We start from the raw sequence: 16,775 nt of genomic DNA, 5'->3' as shown, positions 1-16,775 counted from the left end.
ATGGCGCCGCGAGATCGTCGAGACCAGGCAGGTGACTACGCCGCTCTGACGCAGGCTGTCCGCGAGCTCGTCGAGGTCATGCAGGAGGCCGGCCTGCTGCGGCTCGAGGTGGCGCACGGCGACCTGCGGATCGAGCTCGAAGCAGGGGCGACCCCGGCTTCAGCGAAGGCCGCAACCCCGAGTCACAACCCCTTACCGGTAGCGACACCACTTCCAGTCCCACCTCTCGCCGAGGAAGCCGGCACATTCACGATCGATGCCCCGATGGTCGGCACCTTCTACGCCGCGCCGGCGCCCGATGCCGACCCGTTCGTCCGGGTCGGAGATGTCGTCGAGCCGGGCCAAACGGTCGCGATCATCGAGGCGATGAAGATCATGAACGAGATCGTGGCCGAACAAGGCGGGGAGGTCGTCGCCCTCCTGGTCGAGAACGGCCAGGCGGTCGAGTACGGCCAGCCGCTGATGCGATTGCGCCCGGTAACGACGGGGTTATGAACAATAGCGACGGCATGTTCACCATCCTCAGCGTGGGCGAGTTAACGACCTACATTCGGGATGTGCTCGAACGTGACCCAGTACTCGGCAGTGTCTGGGTCACCGGCGAAGCGACCAATGTGGTGCGCTCCACTGCCGGCCACGTGTACTTCTCGCTCCGGGACGACAAGTCGCAGATCAAGTGCGTGCTCTTTCGATCTTACGTGCGCCAGCAGCGTTTCATCCCGGCGAACGGAGATGCCGTGCTCGTGCACGGCAACGTCTCGGTCTACGAGGTCGCTGGAGCCTACCAGCTCTACGTCGATGAGATCCAGCCAGTCGGAGACGGGCGGCTCAGGCTCGCATTTCAGGAGCTTTGCCGCAAGCTGGAAGCTGAGGGACTGTTCGACGAGACGCGCAAGAGACCGCTGCCACGACGGCCACGCTGTATCGGCGTGATCACCTCACCCACTGGTGCTGTCTGGCACGATATCCAGACCGTGCTCCGGCGCCGCTATCCTCTCGCCCACCTCCTGCTGGCGCCGGCCCAGGTGCAGGGAGAAGAGGCACCGCAATCCGTCATCGCCGCGCTGGAGGAGTTGAACCACGATGGTCGAGCCGAGGTCATCATCATCGCCAGAGGCGGCGGGTCGCTCGAAGACTTGTGGTGCTTCAACAGCGAGACATTGGCCCGCGCGGTCTTCGCCTCCCACATCCCGGTCATCTCCGCGATCGGCCACGAGACCGATGTCACGCTCTGCGACCTGGTCGCCGACTGCCGGGCACCGACGCCATCGGCCGCTGCCGAAATCGTGGCGCCTGACATCCGTGAACTGTTGAGCGAGCTGGCCGAATTCGCCAGCCGGTTGCGTACGGCGCTGGACGAGCGTGTGCAGGACGAGCGCGACCGGCTCGACCGGCGGCGAGCTCGTCTCGAGCACGGAAGCCCCCGGCGCCGGATCGGCCAGGAGCGGCTGCGCCTCGATGGACTCGAGGGCCGGCTGCGAAGGCAAATCGCGCGGACAGTCCAAGAGAAGCGGCAACGGCTGGGGGCGCTCGGGCGGCAGATCCAGCTCCTGCACCCCCACGGACCGCTGGAGCGCGGCTATGCCCTGGTGACCGACCGCTTCACTGGGCAACGCCAGCGGTCGGCCCATGATCTGGAGATCGGGCAGCACCTGCTCTTAGAGTTCATCGACGGCGCGGCGGCGACGCAGGTGAACGAAGTGCATCTCACCCGAGCGAGAGGAGCCGAGTGTGGCTGACGAACCGATCGTGCCACCTGACCAGGAATCGAAGCCGGCACCGATCGAGGAGTACGACCGGCTGGTCAGTCAGATCGAAGCAATCGTCGAGCGGCTCGAGTCGGGCGATCTGCCGCTCGCTGAAGCACTGCTGGAGTACCAGCGCGGTGTCGAACTCATCCGGCTGTGCAATGACCTGCTGGATCAGGCAGAGCTGCGTATCAGCGAGCTGGCCGGTGGGTTGCGTCTAGGTCGCGAAGGCGAACCTGCCTACCGTGGCGACTACCGGCGCTACTTCAGCCCGCTGGGCGAGACGGACGAAGAGGAGGACGAAGACGACGAAGAGCCTTTCCGCTCGCATTAAAGGTGATCGCCTCTTAACCAGGTTAAGGTAAGCCCACAACGACCAGCGGTAAACCGATCCTCGAGCCACCAGCTCACTTCCCGCTGCGCGCCAACACTTGTGCTTCCAGGCAGACTACCCCCTCTGGGCCCACCACCGCGCTGTGCTCAAGGCCGGGCGGCAGATCCAGCCGGTCACCAGGGTAGAGGTCGATCGCACCACCTGGGTGGAGCTCGAAGCGAATGGAGCCGCGGGCGACGTAGAGCACCTTGTGGTACGGGTGCCGGTGAGGTGGGTAGACATCGCCCGGCCCGTTAGCCCAGCGGTAGGGCATGAGTCCCTCATCGATCATCCGCTGTACGATCGAGTCCTCGGTCGGTTTCTCTGACCCGTCCCAGGACGACACCTTCACTTGCCCGAACAACTCGGTCATCCCGCACCTCACCTCGTGCGCGTCTGCCTCGCAGGATCTAGGATAGCGCGCGGCGGTAAGATCGAGCGGGCCGCTGGATCTCGGGAGGCGCGGTGGCAGGCTGGCGTTCTCACAGGAACATCGCGGCACGGCTGCGCAACCTGCCGGCCTGGTACCGGCGGAATCGAGTGCTGGCTTGGATCTGCGTAGTCATCGCGGTGAACCAGCTCGGCTTCGGCAGCATCGTGCCGGTAGTCCCGCTCTACGCCGCGGCCTTCGGCGTCTCCCAGGCGCTGATCGGGCTCACGATCGCCGTGTACGGGCTTGCTCGCTTCACCGCCTCCGTCCCCGCCGGTTGGTTAGCCGACCGTGCCGGCCGCCGCTGGTCGCTCGCGACCGGTGGGGCAATCACGGTGGTCGGAAATCTCATCTGCGGACTGGCTCCGACCTATGAGGTCTTCCTGCTGGGCCGTTTCGTCGCTGGAAGCGGCGCGGCGATGGTATTGACCAGCGGCCAGGTGATCCTCGCCGACATCACGACGGCGGAGACTCGCGGCCGGACGATGGCGCTCTACATGTCGGTCTTCCTCTTCGCCGTCGGCATCGGCCCGCTGCCCGGAGGTATCCTGGCCGACCTGGGCGGCCTGGCCTTCCCGTTCTTTGCATACGCTGCTTTTGGCTCCGTCGTTGCCTTGCTGGCCCTCTGGCGCGTGCCGGAGACACGGCCAGCCTTGCCAGCACGCGCTACCGGGGAGGCGAAGCAGCTTCAGTATTTCGGGCAGATCGGATCCGTGCTCCGTCGCCGCCCGTTCCTCTTGGTGAGCCTGCTCTCCTTCGCATCGTTCTTCGCCCGCACCGGCGCGCTGTTCAACCTGGTACCCGTCCGCGCCCAACAGTCGATCGGTCTCGATCCGGCGCAGATCGGTCTCGGCCTCGCGCTCATCAGCGTGCTCGCCTTGCTCGGCGCCTACCCGTCTGGTGTACTCGTCGATACCTTCGGCAGGAAGGCGGTCATCGTTCCCTCTACCCTTCTCAGTGGAGCCGGGTTAGTCAGCTTCGCGCTGGCGCCGAACTACACCTGGTTCCTGATCGCCTGCCTGCTCTGGGCACTCGCGAGCGGGATCAGCGGCGCGGCTCCGGCCGCCTACGCGGCAGACATCGCTCCTCGGGGGATGAACGCCGCGGCTATGAGCACCTACCGGATGCTCGCCGACTCCGGCTATGTCATCGGCCCGGCGTTGCTCGGCTGGCTGAGCGATCTAGCTGGAACGACGACCGCGCTGACTTGCACGGCAGCGCTGGTGGTGACCACCGGCGTGCTCTTCGGGCTCTTCGCGCCGGAGACCTACCGCCGCCGGGCTTCGCGGGAAGCCGCCTCCGCGCACGAGCAGACGAGGATCGTCGAAACGCCACCCGACGACTGAGCCGCGTGCCCCCTGGCAGGATCGCCTGTCCATGAACACTCAGGGGGACACGCCCATCTCATCCGCATTGCAGGGTCGACTACCGGCAGAGGTCAGGCACCAGAAGCGACGGACCAGCGACGATCACGAGCGCTGGCGCACAGCCTCAACTGGTTAGCTTTATGGATCGTCGCGGAGCCAGCCGAGCGGAAACCGCTCGCCACTCGGTACCACCACCTCGCGATGGCCGGCGACGATGGTGATCGTCCCCGCACCGTGCACGAGGGCGCTGTGCGACTCGGGCTCGATGATGCACGCCGTGTGCTCGTCGATACCGAGAATGACCGCCTCTCGCGGCAGCATGCGCCGGAGATAGCGAAAGCGCTCGACGCTCATGAAGCAGCGACTGGTGTCGAGCTCCCGCCCACCCTCGGCATTGTTCCAGTGCGGCATCACCGCCACGCAGAGCCCGAGTTCGGACAATAGATCCAACCCCTCGCTCCAGTATGGGTCGAACCCTGCTTTGTAGATCTCGTACACGGGTAGCGTGTAGCGGCCGGTCGCGATAGCCGCGGCGCTGGCAAAAGCGACCGCGGCCCCGGAGCGCCAGCGCTCGAGCAGCAACGACAGCGTCCGCGTGCCGCGAAGGTGCTTGACCATGTACGTCGGGCTACCGGGCCCGGCGAAGAGGTAATCGGCCCACAGCAACGGCTCGGTGACGATCGGCGAGTCGGGATTGTACACGCCGTCACGCCGGCGAGCTGGGACGAAGCGCACCTCGGGGCGGAGGTTGACCAGGCTTTGGAGGAAGAAGTCCCGGATCTTGGCCGCGACCAGACCAGCGTTGGGCTGGAACCCGGCTGGGGTCTCGATGATGGCGATCCGTACCGGCGGGGAGAAGCGGCTGAGCAGGCGCTCGTGCACCTGGCGGCCTTGCTTCGAGGTCTCGCCGGAACCGAACAGGGCGACAGGGCCGAGTGCCATCGTGCTTCTCCTGGCATGCGGATCCTCCAGCCGCGCTCCCGTGCTTAGAGCCCAGTGCTGCCCACGACGGCGCGGCGGCCGGCTGGAACCCGGACGCTCCAATGATAGTACGAAGCGGCAAACGATCAGGCGTCAGGGTGCTTACGGGGATGTCGATTCCTTCGCCCGAACGGCATGAGGGGCAGCTTGCGCCTGATTCAGTGCACCGAGACGCTCCGCGGCACCGACTGCGGGGGATCGTTCAGCGCACGGTCTGGAGCACGTACGGCGACCAGTAGAGCACGATCGAACCGCCGGCGACCACCAGCAGCATGGCAGCGACCGTCTGCACGTACGGGACTGCCCGTCGCAGCAGGGTAACGAAGCCGGCCTTGACCAGCGCGATGGCGAGCGTGAGCGCGATGACGACGCTAGCCATGCCCAACCCGTAGCTGAGGAGCTGGACGAAGCCCCGGCCCAGGCTGCCGCTGATCAGCGCGCTGCCGGCCGCGATCATAAAGACCGGCAGCGTGCAGCTGAGCGAGGCCAGCCCGTACGCCAGCCCGAAGAGAAAGAAGCCACGGAGGCTTCGCTCGCGGGAGCGGCCGATGCGATCGGCGAGCTGCTCGAAGAGCGCCGGGTTGAACGTGCGCCCGGCCAGCATGGCCAGGCCAAGCAGCACCAACCCCACCCCGATCGCCAGCCCGACCCACGGCATGACCGGCAGCAGGAAGCGGCCCCCGGCCGAGATCACCGCGCCGGCAGCCGCAAACAGGACGACGAAGCCGGCGGACACCGTTCCGCCGACGACCACGGCTTCCGCCAGCCGCCGCGCGCCACTGCGCTGGTCGGCCTGCCCGCCCGCGCCGAGGTAGAGCGCCAGGTAGGCCGGCAGCATGGCGAAGCCGCAGGGGTTCACCGCCGCGATCATCCCCGCGCCGAAGGCATAGCCCACCGGCAGCCAGGTGATCAGAGTCGAGAGCCACTGCGCGGCCTGAGCCTGCAACTCACTCACAGTTCCCCCTGCAGCAACTGATCGAGTACCCGCCGTAACTGATCAGGCGACGTCGGCCCGTAGTCCACGTAGGCGACTCGCCCCCGCCGGTCGATGATAATCGTCTGGTCGAGCGTGCGCACGTCGAGTAGCCGCGTGAGGGCCTGGTCCTTGTCGACGGCCCAGGGCAAGGTCGCCACCTCGCGACCTGCCAGATTCGAAAAGTTCGCCAGCGTGGCGGGCGTGTCGGATGGATCGATCGAGAGCAGGAGCACGTCAACCCCGCGCTGGTGATACTCCGGATAAAGCTTCGCCCATGCCTGGGCTTCAGGGATACAGGAGAGGCACCAGCCCGCCATCGTGTAGATCGCCACCACCGGGCCTCGGTGCTCGTGAAAGTGGAACCCCGTGTCATCGACGAGCCGGGCGGTGAATCCGAGGCCCGCGCCGGCTGGCTCCGGCAGGATATAGGCGGCCGCGCAGCAACCCAGCGATCGCCCCGGTGAAGATGAGGCTCATCGCTGCGAAGAGCCAGAGCTGGTGAGCCGCCAGCGCTCCCCCGATGGCCGTGCCACCGAGAAGGGCGAGGTAGAGCGGCAGGTGACAGGGGCAGGTAAGGGCGCCGATGATAGCGAGGGCCCATCGCTTCATAGGCCTTCACCCTCGCGCTACATCCGCGTGCACGCGATGATCGCTTCAGCGTGGTCGGCCAGCATGTCCTTGGCCAGCGCCAGGAGCAGCGGCACCCGCTGGTCGGCGACCCGGTAATAGACGAACTTCCCCTCGCGGCGGGCCGACACGTAGCCGCAGTCCCGCAAGCAGGCGAGGTGCGACGAGACGCGCCCCTGCGGCTGATCCAACCGCTCGACGAGCTCGCTCACGTTCAGCTCGCCCTCCCGGATCAGCAGGTCGAGGATGCGCAGCCGGGTCACGTCGGTAAGCCCGCGAAAGTACTTCGCCAGTAACTCGGCCTGCCGGCGCGCCTCCTGTGGCTCGACCCGGCGCGCGAAGCGGCGTCCCAACCGGGGGTGCAGGGCGCCCTGGTCGACCTCGCCGCCCCGCGGCGTCTCCCCGGTGATCAGATCCATCTCCTCATGCGTTCCCATAGCTCAGCTCCTCACCAGCTCTTGCCCCACCTGGCGACTCACGCGCAGCAGGAGAGCTTCGCCACGTCTCGCTCGAACGCCAGCGCCGCCAGCCGCAGGCCTTCGGCCATCGTCAGGTAGGGCGCGAAGCTCTCGACCAGATCGCCGGCCGTCAGCCGGTGCTTCACCGCCAGCGTGGCGGCGTAGATCATCTCGCCGGCATGCCTCCCGATCGCCTGGACTCCAAGGACGCGTCCGCTCTCCCCGTCGGTCACCATCACCACTCCGCCCTCGGGAGCCAGGTCGACGCGCGCCCGGGCGATTGCTTGGGCCGGCACGAAGGCGCTCTCGACGCGGTAGCCCTGTCGGCCCGCCTCCGCTCGCGTCAGCCCGACCGTGGCCACCTGCGGGTCGGTGAAGATCACCCCCGGCACCGCCGAGAGGTCGGCCGGCTCTTCCAGGTCCAGCACGGCGTTCCGCGCGGCGAGCCGCCCCTGGTAGGCGGCCACGTACACGAACTGCGGCGCGAGCGTGACATCGCCGGCTACCCAGACCCGGGGGTTGGTCGTGCGCAGCGCCTCGTCCAGCACCGGGACGCCGCGCTCGTCCACGGCGACGCCGGCGCGCTCCAGGTCAAGCCCTTCGGTGTTCGGTCGGCGGCCGGCCGCCACGAGGATCTGCTCGACCTCGAGCATCTCCTCGCGCCCGTCCCGGAGCACCACCAGCCGGCGGCCCTGCCGCGTGCGCTCGACCCGCAGGACCCGCGACCCGGTCAGCACGGTCGTCCCCAGCCGGCCGAGGGCTGCGCCCATCGCCTCGGCGACCTCGGGCTCGTAGTCCGGGAGCAGGCGCGGCCGGCGTTGCACGAGCGTGACCTCGCTGCCCAGCGAGCGGACGACCTGCCCCAGCTCCAGCGCCACGTAGCCGGCCCCGATCACGCCGAGCGAGCTCGGCGGCCGGTCCAGCTCCATGGCGCTCGTGCTCGTCAGATAGCCAGCCTCCTCGAGGCCGGGGATCGCCGGCACAGTTGGCCTGGCTCCAGTGGCGATCAAGAAAGCGCGGGCCCGTACCACCCGGTCACCGACCGCCACCGCATCGGGGCCGATGAAGCGAGCGCGGCCACGGATCAGCTCCCAGCCGTAGTACTCGATCAGTTCCTCGTACTTCTCGCGCCGCAGCTCGCCGGACAGCTCGCGCTTCTGCGCGACTAGCCGGTCGAGCTCCACGCCGAGCGCCGCCGTTTGCACGCCAGCGTAGCCGTGGTGGCCCGCCTCATGGTAGACCTCCGCCGCCCGGAGCAGGAACTTGCTGGGCACGCAGCCCACGTTGACGCAGGTGCCACCGATCGTGCCCTCCTCGATCATGATGACGCGCGCGCCGAGCTCGGTGGCCGTGATTGCCGCGCTGAACGCCGCTGACCCGCCGCCGATAATCACCAGGTCAGTATCCGCCTCGGAGGAGGAGAACGTGATCGGCGCCCGCTCAGGGCTGGGCTGCTCGGTGACCTCGCCCGGTCTATAGCCGGTGGCGCGCACGGCGCTCCGCAGGGTAGAGAGGTCGACGCCGTCGACCAGGGTGAACGTGACTTCGCCGTGCCTCCAGTCAGCCCGGACGCCCTGAGCGCCCTGGGCTCGCAGCGCCCGCTCGACGGTCTCTTCGCAGTGCGAACAGGTCATGCCGTCAATGGCCATGCGATAGGCTCGTGCTTGCTTCTTCATAATCGCCTTCCGTCACGAAACGCTGCACGCCCATCGATGCCGCCTTACCCCGTTCGGGAACGCAGCACTCACTGGTCGCGGACTGCCGCCGGGCGACGAGCGGGCCGGCTACCCGCAGCGCAAGGGCTAGTCCGAGGGCCACGAGCAGAATCTGCTGCCGGTGCACGAACACAACGTACAGCGGATACGCTCCCAGAACGGAACTCCTGCGAAACTCCCACAGCAGCCGGAGCGCGCCGAGGGCGATGGCGAGCGCTCCGAGAGCCACGTTCACGAGCCGGCCGATCTGGTCGCGGGCGAGGCGCGCGGCGACGAGTTGCTCCCCGCCGAGCGCGAGCAGGATCTCCACCTCGTACCGGATGAGGACGCGAAACGCCGCCGCGCCGCCGACGGCGTAGAGCGCGAGGGAGAGCCACTGGATCACCAGCCAGCCGCAGCAGGCGAGGGCGCTGAGCGCCGCGAACCCGAGCGCGGCCGCCGCGTCGAGCGGGACCGTCCAGTGCTGGTACTTTCGGTGTCCTTGGTTGCCGATCGAGCGCGTCACCTGCCTGGCTCCTCCGGCACCGCGTCCCGCAGGTTCGTCGACATTTATATTCTCACATCCGTATATCTATTCCAAGAGCGATCACGTTCAGGGGCTCGCTTAAACTGCAAGGATGGCGACATCGAACCGATGCACTCCAGTGGCGATTTCGTACAGGCTGCAGATGATGGCGTCGTGGCGGGCTGGCCCTGGGTTGCCAGCCCAGGCTCGGCAGCCGAGCCGCCGGCTAGTCCCTGAAAGGTAGGGGCGAATGATTATTCCATTTTCTAACGTCAGCACGGGGCAGAAGCCCCGCGTAAGCTATTCGGAAGCCGGCGCCGGCGAGGAGCTCTTGCTCCAGCCTGGTTACCTTCATCACGCGCCACGCAGGCAGACACATCGGAAGCGGCGTATACTTGTGCCGCCGCTCGCGCGGCCAGTGGCGCCTCTCCCCAGCTTCTCTGGACTATGTGCCCTGTTGCGCTGCTGCGGGCGTGACCTCGCAGGGCGGTAGTATCCCGGGCTCGAACGGAAGGGGGACGACATGACGCATGCGGATCCCGGCGCTCAGGGCGCTCTCGCGCAGCGCTGGCTGGTCTGCGCGGCCCAGCAGCGCCAGACGGTCGAATACCGGTTGACCTGCCTCGCGTTCGAGGCAATCGCGGCTGGGCGCTCCCTGCCGCTCGCCGAGGCGCAGGTCGCGCTCGGCATGACGCGCGAGGACGTCCGAGAGCTCATCGAGCGCATGGCCGGGCAGGGGCGTCTCACGCTCGACGAGCGCAGGGAGGCCATCGTGGCAGCCGGCGGGCTGTCGCTGATCCCGTCCAGGCACCGCCTGCTCCTCAACGGCCGGCAGCTCTACACCTGGTGCGCGCTGGATGCCGTGGGCATCCCGGCCGGACTCCGGGCAGACGCCCGCGTCGAGAGTCGCTGCGCCGCCTGTGGGGCGCCGATCTGGCTGGAGATCGAGGCCGGCGAGCTCCGGAGCGCTTCCCACCCCGATCTCTCCCTCTCGCTCGTGGCACCCGACCTCAGCCGCTCGCTGCGCGATGGGGTCTGCGCGGAGATCGGCTTCTACTGCTGCCGGGCAGGGGACGAGGCGGACGCCCGCGGCTTGCTCTCACTGGCAGCCGCCGTGCAGCTTGGGCGCGAGCTCTGCCTGAGCGGCCCGCCGATCTGAGCCCGCCCTCACGCCAGGCGGAAGACCGGACCCCGCTCATCGGCGCGCTCGAAGATAACGCGCGCGCCGACCGCCAGCGGCCGTTCCTGCCAGTCTTCGACTCGCCCGAGCAGCCGCTCGCCGTCGCTCGTCTCGATCACCGCCAGCGCGTAGGGGGCCAGGTCGGCGAACTCCGGCGTGGGGACATAGATGACGGTGTAGCTGACGACCGTGCCGGGCGTCCCCGGCGCAAGCTGCACTGTCGCCATCAGGCTGCCCTTCCCAGGATCGTGACCACACAGGTCGCACCGGAACCGCCCACGTTGTGGGTCAACGCCAGCTCCACGCCGTCGATCTGGCGGCCGCCCGCCTCGCCCCGCAACTGGAAGGTGGCCTCGACGAGCTGGCCGACTCCGGTGGCGCCTACCGGGTGACCCTTCGCCTTCAGTCCGCCGCTGGGGTTGACCGGGATCTGGCCGTCGCGGCTGGTGGCGCCGGCTCTGGCCGCTTCCCCGCCTTCGCCGGGCTCGAAGAAGCCGAGGTCTTCGGTCGCGATGATCTCGGCGATGGTGAAGCAGTCGTGCACTTCAGCCAGGCTAATGTCCCGGGGCGACACGCCGGCCATCCGGTAGGCGCGCTGGGCCGCCTGCCGAGCTGCCGGCAGCGTCGTCAGATCCGGCCGCCGGTAGAGCGCCAGCGAGTCGGAGGCCTGCCCGAAGCCGAGCACCCGCACCGCCGGCTTGGCGAAGTTGCGGGCCGCGTCGCCGGCCACCAGCAGGATGGCGGCTGCCCCGTCGCTGATCGGCGAGCAGTCGTAGAGGGTCAAGGGATCTGCCACCATCGGAGAGTTCGCGATGTCCTCGGCGGTGATCGCCTTGTGGAACTGGGCGTAGGGGTTGGCCAGGGCGTTAGCGTGATTCTTGATTGCGACTGCATCGAGGATCTCACGGCCATAGCCGTACTTGTGCAGGTAGGCTTGGGCCATCAGCGCGAAGGCGCCGGGGAAGGTCAGGCCGACCTTGCTCTCGTTCTCCCAGTCCGCCGCCTCGGCCAGGATCCGGGTGGTCTCGGCGACCGGCGTGGACGTCATCTTCTCGGCACCCACTACCAGCACCACGTCGTAGAGCCCAGCCGCGATCGCCATCATTCCACTGACGAACGCCGTGGCTCCCGAGGCGCAGGCGTTCTCTACCCTGGTGCTGGGAATATGCGACAGCCCGAGCTCCGAGGCGATCAACGGCGCCACGTGCTCCTGGTGAACGAACGTGCCGGGCGAGTAGCTGCCGAGAAAGAGCGCCTCGACCTGCCCCGGCTCCGCCCCGGCGTCCTCCAGGGCCCCCCTGGCCGCCTCGACCGCCAGCTCACGGTACGAAAGCTCGCTCTTGCCAAATCGAGTCTCTGCAGCGCCGACGATAGCGACCTCGCGCATGCTCACCCCCTCGTTGGAGCCTGATATCCTGCTACCAGGCATGACCCGGTCTGTCAGGTCGCCTCCTCCACGCAATGGTACACCCGCTGGCACAGTTTCCGATCACGTCGAGTGGCCGCCCTCCCCGCGACTCGAATCACCCACCCGGTAAAAGCCGTGCGGCTCGATGTCCAGCACGCGGTTGAAGCGCGCGCGGTAGTTCTCCCAGGCACAGATCGCCGCCAGCTCGACGATCTGCGCCTCCGTGAAGTGATGGCGAAGGCGCTCGAAGAGCTCGTCGTTCACCGTCGCGGGCGTGTCCGTTACGCGCTCCGCCAGCTCCAGGGCGACCCGCTCCGCCTCAGTCAGCGCCTCCAGATTCCGTCAGTGACCATCGCGTACCGCCAGGATGATCTCGTCCGGAATTCCCAGTGCACTGCCGCCGGCAGCGTGCAGGTCTTGTCAGAAGCCACAGCCGACGATGGCGGCTATCCGCAAGTTGAGGAGCGCGCTCAAACGAGGCTCGATCTGGCGCGAGCGAGCCAGCTCGCGCGTCATCGCGGCGGCGCCGATCGCGACGCGCGGAGCATAGGCGAGTTGCCTCGCCGAGTTCAACACGCAGCCGTAATGTTTCCGCTGCGCCTCGACGATCTCGCGCATCTCCTGGGGGATCTCGGAGTCCGGCACACCTGGCAGACGGGCCACCGCTTGTCCTCCTCACTGAGCGATCAGCCATAACTCATGCCAGCGCTGTCGAACGCGTTGCCGCCGCCAGTATTGCACAGTCCCCGGATTCCGAATTGAGCAACACTGCCTGAGCGTGACCTGCTGGCTTCGCTGCCCCTCAAACACGTAGTGCAGCGCAAGGCCTTGGGGTTTGGTCCTTTTCTGAGCCTCGCCGGCAGCGAATCGACCGGTGTGAGGGTGGCCAGAACGGCACTAGCGGCGCGCCCGCCGGTCAGCCAGCATTGCGTTGGCCCAGGCGGCACTCCAGCCCAGTGTTACCCCAGCCACCAGCGGCGGCCCATCATCCGTCAGGTTACCGGCAGCAGCCGTCCGTACTGGCAGGTGCACCGCCTGCCAGCCCGTCCACCCGCGTTGCCCGGCCTGAGGGATGAGTAACTGGTCACCGGGGCGCTTCGGGAGCTCAGGACTCGAGGTGAGCCAGGAGGAACGCAACGAGCTGTCGGCGCAGACTGGTAGTGGCTGTGGTCTGCTTCGGCATCGGGACGCCCCCCTTCGGTTGAGTGGTGGACCTGCTCTCAACCGACCAGGGACATCCCTATTTGCCATCCCCTTCGAAGATGCGGTGGTGGTGGCAGAACGTGGTCGGCTCTCAGTCCTCAGCCTCGCGGAGCTGACGGATGTGATCCACGAGGAGCTCACTTAGCAGCGGCCCCGACCACCGCTCATCCTCGAACGGCGTCGAGAGGTAATGCCGCAGTCGCCCGGCCGGGTCGACCAGGAAAACCCCAGGGGTATGGGTCGCGTCGCCGTCGGCGCCAACGCTCACCTCCACCCAGTATGCCTGCCAGACCGCGCGCAGCTCGTGCTCCTCGCCGGTGAGAAAATACCAGTTGGGCATGCTCTCCAGGCCCCAGTGCCGGGTAGCCTCGGCTACATCGTGCAACGCAGTGGCTCGGGGATTCGCGTTGACTGCCAGGAAGACGGCGCCATCCGCCTCCTCCCCCAGAGCCTGCTGGGCGCGCCGGAGATGCAGGACGGTCAACGGGCACACGTCGTCGCAGTATGGATCTAGGAACGAGAGGACGACGATCCGGCCGCGAAAATCGGAGAGCTTCACCAGCTCACCCCGCTGATCCACGAGCTGAAAGTCGGGCGCCGGGCCATCGAGTGCCATCCCTGTGTAGGTCTGCGAACCGGTCGGATCCGCCGGTTCGTCCCCGGGGATTGCCCGGCTGGGCGCCAGAGCCAGCGCCAGCGAGATCGCGAGCCCTGAGACCAACCCGATCGCGAGCAGGATCCAACGCCGACGCGAGACCATAGTGCTCAGGCCATCCCATGCGACACCGTTGCAGCCCTCAGAACGACGGGCAGGCGTCGCAGATTGGCGTCATCAGGAACGGCTGCGCCGCGAGGTGGCCGATCACCGCTCCGATGATCACCTGCACGAGCACGCTCACCAGCGCGTCCCGCACGTCGAACCGGATCGCGACCGGCCGGCCGAGGAGCGCCGCCACCCGCGCCTGATCCGGCGTCAGGCCAGCCGCCGCGGCCAGCGGTGGGACGGCCGGCCGCGCGCCGGCCACCTTGATCAGCGCGCTCGCCAGGACCTCGACCGGTACCTGCTGGAGCACAGCGCGATCTGCCGCCAGCTCGATCTCTACCCGGGCACGATCGAGCAGGACCCTGGCGACCGGGAGCGGTGCCGCCAGTCGCCGGGCCAGATCCAGGAAGAACAGCCGCAACGGATCCCGCCGCCGGAGATGATGGGCCTCATGCCGCAGCACGGCCTCCACCTCCCGCGGGGTGAGCGCGCTCAGCAGCCCCTGGCTGACGTAGACCCGCGGCCGCAGCAGGCCGGCACAGAAGGCGCAGGCCGCAGCCCCGTCCAGGACCCGCAGCCGCTCGCCGATCCCTACTGTCTCGGCGAGATGCGACCAGTCCTCGACAGCCAGGCCACCCGGCCGGGTATATCGCCGCCCGATCCGGTAGAGCCCGGCGAGCTCGCGCAGCAGCGCCACACCGAGAAACGAGGCCGACATGAGCAGGATTAGGGCGATGGCGGCGACCACGTACGGCGGGACGTGATGATATCGCCAGTATCCGGCGAGACGAGCACAGGCGCGCACGTAGGTCTCCGCCAGCGGGTCCAGGAGGCTCGGGTACCGCGCCACCAGCGCCGCCACCAGCACGACGACGAGCGAGGCGGTGTACTGCCGAAGCATCCCCTTCACCTGCCGGCACATGCCTACTCTCCCCCCTGCAGGCGTCGCCGCTCGGCGATCAGCCGCTCCAGCTCGGCGAGTTGCTCCGGCGGGATCTCCTGGACGAAGTGCGCCAGCGTCGGCTTGCCGAAGTCGGCGAGCAAGCCGGAGAGGACGCGGCTGGCGACCTGCTGGGCGAAGCGCTCGCGGTCCAGTACCGCGGAGTAGACGAAGCTCCGTCCTCGGGCCTCGCGCTGCAGGACGCCCTTCTCGACCATCCGGTTCATGACGGTCATAACGGTCTTCACGTGCGCCTCCGGTCCGAGCGCTGCCGCCACGTCCTTCACCGTGGCCTGGCCCAGCGTCCAGACCACCTCGAGAATCCTGGCCTCGAGCTCGCCGAGCACACGGGCCAGCCCCCGACTATCGAGAGCGAACCGGTTGATCTTCATAGCCTCCTCACCTGCTCAGCCACGTTTGACCACCGTCATCGCTGCGATAGAAGTTCCCCTGAGCGTCGACCAGAACGACCCGCTCGGCGCCGCCCGCGAGCGGCGCGACTGCGACGGCCAGCACCGCCTCGCGTGGCTCCACCGGCAGCTTCTGCCAGTTGCCGCTGCTGTCGAGCTTCCAGAGCCCCTGGTCGGTTCCGGCGTAGAGCAGGGCCTGGCTGCTCGCTGAAAACGCGAGCGCTGTGATCGTCCCGCCGAGGCCTGGCCCTGCCTGCCGCCAGCTCTGCCCACCGTCCAGGCTCTCCCAGATCTGTCCCCCGACTCCAGCATAGAGGTGCTGGGGATCGTCCGCTGCGACGGCCAGCGGGAGGATCCCCTGGTTCAGGTCCGGCGGGAGCGTCCTCGTCTCCCAGGTCACGCCGCCGTCGCTGCTCGCGTAGAGGCTGAAGGTGCCGAGCTCGAAGGCGTAGACGCGATTCGGATCGGAGGGAGCGACCGCAAAGCCGTGGAGGTCCAGAGCCGGCAGGTTGTGGGCAGGGGAAGCCCAGGTCTGGCCGCCGTCCTGGCTCACCACGAACACGCCGTGCCCACTAGCGTAGATCCGGTCGGGATCGGCGGCTGGAAGAGCGAGCTGCATCGCATCGACGCCAGACAGCGTGCCTACCTGCCAATTCCGTCCTCCATCCTGGCTAACCAGCAGGCCGCCGTGGTGGCCGAAGTAGATCGTCTTCGGGTCGGCCGGATCGATGGCCAGCGAGTGGAAATCCTCGGTCTGGAACCGGTAGAGCACCTGCGTGTCGGACGACCCGGCTCGGACGATCAGCCACCACGCCGCAACCGCCACGACGACGACCGCAATCGCCGCCAGCCCGCCCCGGAGGAGCAGGTGCTGCTGTCTCTGCCGCTGGGCCTGCCGGCGCGCCTCCTCTCGCCGCTGGGCTCGCGGGCTCCTCGGTGGCGCTGTCTTGGCCATCTAGTGTCCCCTTCCCATGGGGTCGTACATCCCGCCCATCATGTCGCCGCGCATCATCCCGTCCATGCCACTCATCATGCCCGGCATGACCCCAGGTTGCCCGGAGCGCTCGCGCTCCGCCATCGCCCGGGCGCAGGCATCCATCATCTCCTCCGAGCCGGGCATGGCTTCATGCATCGCCTGGCTGAACCCCTCGCCCATCATCGCGTCCATCATGCGATGCATCTGCTCGTGGAGTTCGGCAGCTCGGTCTGCAGCGGGCTCGTCTCCCTGAGCTTGCACCTCGGGGACCGAGCCCAGCACGCTGAGCCCGAGGAGTCCGGCCGCGATCAGGCCGAGGCTAGCGATCAGTAACCAGTTGCTTCGCATGCGTCCCCCCTTGCGCACGACGCGCGAATTTGCTTACGCAGCGTAAGTGTAACCGATCGCCTGACCGCTGTCAAAGAAGCCGGAGCCTCCACCCCGGACAGCGCGCATCTCGGCCAAAGCTCAGGCACTTCTCAGACTATCCTCAGCCAGCACTGCTGTGCTGTAACCATCGCCGTAGCTGCTCGCGCTACCGCGAACGAGACGATCATCACATCGGGAGGGAGCGAACCGTTGACAACGACGATCGCCAGCTTGGGCGAATCTGGAGCCGGCGCGAGGTGCTGGCCCTGCTCGGAACCGCCGGGACCACCTTCCTGGCCGGCTCCGCCGCCGGTGGCTCGGGCACCGGCACACCATCTGGCTCAGA

At 67.9% G+C, this 16,775-nt stretch carries 22 protein-coding genes; 5 read left to right on the top strand and 17 right to left on the bottom strand.

The genetic code is table 11. From position 1 onward, the window contains the following. The 3 genes from accB to xseB are packed head-to-tail and all read left to right on the top strand — an operon-like array spanning window position 1 to window position 2,082. Window positions 1–495 (top strand): acetyl-CoA carboxylase biotin carboxyl carrier protein, encoded by a 495-nt coding sequence (gene accB, locus NET02_RS02370; protein ID WP_284055766.1) that lies wholly within the window; start codon window positions 1–3, stop codon window positions 493–495. Beyond that, window positions 492–1,739 (top strand): exodeoxyribonuclease VII large subunit, encoded by a 1,248-nt coding sequence (gene xseA / locus NET02_RS02365; protein ID WP_284055765.1) that lies wholly within the window; start codon window positions 492–494, stop codon window positions 1,737–1,739. The genes accB and xseA overlap by 4 nt, the downstream gene beginning before the upstream one ends. Further along, window positions 1,732–2,082 (top strand): exodeoxyribonuclease VII small subunit, encoded by a 351-nt coding sequence (xseB, locus tag NET02_RS02360; RefSeq protein ID WP_284055764.1) that lies wholly within the window; start codon window positions 1,732–1,734, stop codon window positions 2,080–2,082. Before xseA ends, xseB begins: the two co-directional genes overlap by 8 nt. Window positions 2,083–2,155: 73 nt before the next feature. On the opposite strand, the gene NET02_RS02355 is transcribed toward xseB, so the two are convergent. After that, on the bottom strand, window positions 2,156–2,494 hold the full coding sequence (locus NET02_RS02355; RefSeq protein ID WP_284055763.1) for a cupin domain-containing protein: 339 nt from the start codon (window positions 2,492–2,494) through the stop codon (window positions 2,156–2,158). A gap of 92 nt (window positions 2,495–2,586) precedes the next feature. On the opposite strand from NET02_RS02355, the gene NET02_RS02350 reads away from it, so the two are divergent. Then, window positions 2,587–3,897 (top strand): MFS transporter, encoded by a 1,311-nt coding sequence (locus NET02_RS02350; protein WP_284055762.1) that lies wholly within the window; start codon window positions 2,587–2,589, stop codon window positions 3,895–3,897. Between the two features lie 159 nt (window positions 3,898–4,056). On the opposite strand, the gene NET02_RS02345 is transcribed toward NET02_RS02350, so the two are convergent. From NET02_RS02345 to NET02_RS02315, 7 genes are all read right to left on the bottom strand, one after another. After that, window positions 4,057–4,860: a cysteinyl-tRNA synthetase gene (locus tag NET02_RS02345; RefSeq protein WP_284055761.1), complete on the bottom strand. Its 804-nt coding sequence runs from the start codon at window positions 4,858–4,860 to the stop codon at window positions 4,057–4,059. A 241-nt stretch (window positions 4,861–5,101) separates the two neighbouring features. Then, window positions 5,102–5,854 carry a cytochrome c biogenesis CcdA family protein gene (locus NET02_RS02340; protein ID WP_284055760.1) on the bottom strand — a complete coding sequence of 251 codons (753 nt, stop codon included), beginning with the start codon at window positions 5,852–5,854 and terminating at the stop codon, window positions 5,102–5,104. After that, window positions 5,851–6,207: a peroxiredoxin family protein gene (locus NET02_RS02335; RefSeq protein ID WP_284055759.1), complete on the bottom strand. Its 357-nt coding sequence runs from the start codon at window positions 6,205–6,207 to the stop codon at window positions 5,851–5,853. Before NET02_RS02335 ends, NET02_RS02340 begins: the two co-directional genes overlap by 4 nt. Window positions 6,208–6,244: 37 nt before the next feature. Next, a complete protein-coding gene (locus NET02_RS02330; RefSeq protein ID WP_284055758.1) occupies window positions 6,245–6,484 on the bottom strand; it encodes a hypothetical protein in 240 nt (79 codons plus the stop codon). 17 nt (window positions 6,485–6,501) lie between these two features. Then, on the bottom strand, window positions 6,502–6,939 hold the full coding sequence (locus tag NET02_RS02325) for an ArsR/SmtB family transcription factor (RefSeq protein ID WP_284055757.1): 438 nt from the start codon (window positions 6,937–6,939) through the stop codon (window positions 6,502–6,504). Between the two features lie 38 nt (window positions 6,940–6,977). After that, window positions 6,978–8,636: a mercury(II) reductase gene (gene merA / locus NET02_RS02320; protein WP_284055756.1), complete on the bottom strand. Its 1,659-nt coding sequence runs from the start codon at window positions 8,634–8,636 to the stop codon at window positions 6,978–6,980. Beyond that, on the bottom strand, window positions 8,599–9,180 hold the full coding sequence (locus NET02_RS02315; protein ID WP_284055755.1) for a hypothetical protein: 582 nt from the start codon (window positions 9,178–9,180) through the stop codon (window positions 8,599–8,601). Before NET02_RS02315 ends, merA begins: the two co-directional genes overlap by 38 nt. A 523-nt stretch (window positions 9,181–9,703) precedes the next feature. On the opposite strand from NET02_RS02315, the gene merB reads away from it, so the two are divergent. Then, a complete protein-coding gene (gene merB, locus NET02_RS02310) occupies window positions 9,704–10,339 on the top strand; it encodes an organomercurial lyase (RefSeq protein WP_284055754.1) in 636 nt (211 codons plus the stop codon). Window positions 10,340–10,347: 8 nt separating this feature from the next. On the opposite strand, the gene NET02_RS02305 is transcribed toward merB, so the two are convergent. The 9 genes from NET02_RS02305 to NET02_RS02265 form a co-directional block, all read right to left on the bottom strand. Then, on the bottom strand, window positions 10,348–10,587 hold the full coding sequence (locus NET02_RS02305) for a Zn-ribbon domain-containing OB-fold protein (RefSeq protein WP_284055753.1): 240 nt from the start codon (window positions 10,585–10,587) through the stop codon (window positions 10,348–10,350). Continuing rightward, window positions 10,587–11,747 carry a thiolase domain-containing protein gene (locus NET02_RS02300; protein WP_284055752.1) on the bottom strand — a complete coding sequence of 387 codons (1,161 nt, stop codon included), beginning with the start codon at window positions 11,745–11,747 and terminating at the stop codon, window positions 10,587–10,589. The genes NET02_RS02305 and NET02_RS02300 overlap by 1 nt, the downstream gene beginning before the upstream one ends. Window positions 11,748–11,849: 102 nt before the next feature. Beyond that, window positions 11,850–12,032, bottom strand: a complete 183-nt coding sequence (locus NET02_RS02295) for a carboxymuconolactone decarboxylase family protein (protein ID WP_284055751.1) — start codon at window positions 12,030–12,032, stop codon at window positions 11,850–11,852. Window positions 12,033–12,188: 156 nt separating this feature from the next. After that, a complete protein-coding gene (locus NET02_RS02290) occupies window positions 12,189–12,431 on the bottom strand; it encodes a hypothetical protein (RefSeq protein ID WP_284055750.1) in 243 nt (80 codons plus the stop codon). Between the two features lie 631 nt (window positions 12,432–13,062). Next, complete coding sequence (locus tag NET02_RS02285; protein ID WP_284055749.1) at window positions 13,063–13,731, bottom strand: SCO family protein; 669 nt, start codon at window positions 13,729–13,731, stop codon at window positions 13,063–13,065. Between the two features lie 37 nt (window positions 13,732–13,768). Then, window positions 13,769–14,656, bottom strand: coding sequence for a M56 family metallopeptidase (locus NET02_RS02280; protein WP_284055748.1), 888 nt, complete (start codon window positions 14,654–14,656; stop codon window positions 13,769–13,771). A gap of 2 nt (window positions 14,657–14,658) precedes the next feature. Next, entirely contained in the window at window positions 14,659–15,066 is a 408-nt protein-coding gene (locus NET02_RS02275; protein WP_284055747.1) for a BlaI/MecI/CopY family transcriptional regulator, read from the bottom strand. A 7-nt stretch (window positions 15,067–15,073) separates the two neighbouring features. Beyond that, complete coding sequence (locus NET02_RS02270; protein WP_284055746.1) at window positions 15,074–16,039, bottom strand: VPS10 domain-containing protein; 966 nt, start codon at window positions 16,037–16,039, stop codon at window positions 15,074–15,076. Next, window positions 16,040–16,408, bottom strand: a complete 369-nt coding sequence (locus NET02_RS02265) for a hypothetical protein (RefSeq protein ID WP_284055745.1) — start codon at window positions 16,406–16,408, stop codon at window positions 16,040–16,042. Window positions 16,409–16,775: the final 367 nt, after the last annotated feature.

The sequence above is a fragment of the Thermalbibacter longus genome (genome assembly GCF_023806485.1).
GTDB lineage: Bacteria > Chloroflexota > Chloroflexia > Thermomicrobiales > Thermomicrobiaceae > Thermalbibacter > Thermalbibacter longus.
The sequence above is the reverse complement of the archived record's forward strand: the minus strand, read 5'-3'. Positions and strand labels throughout refer to the sequence as shown.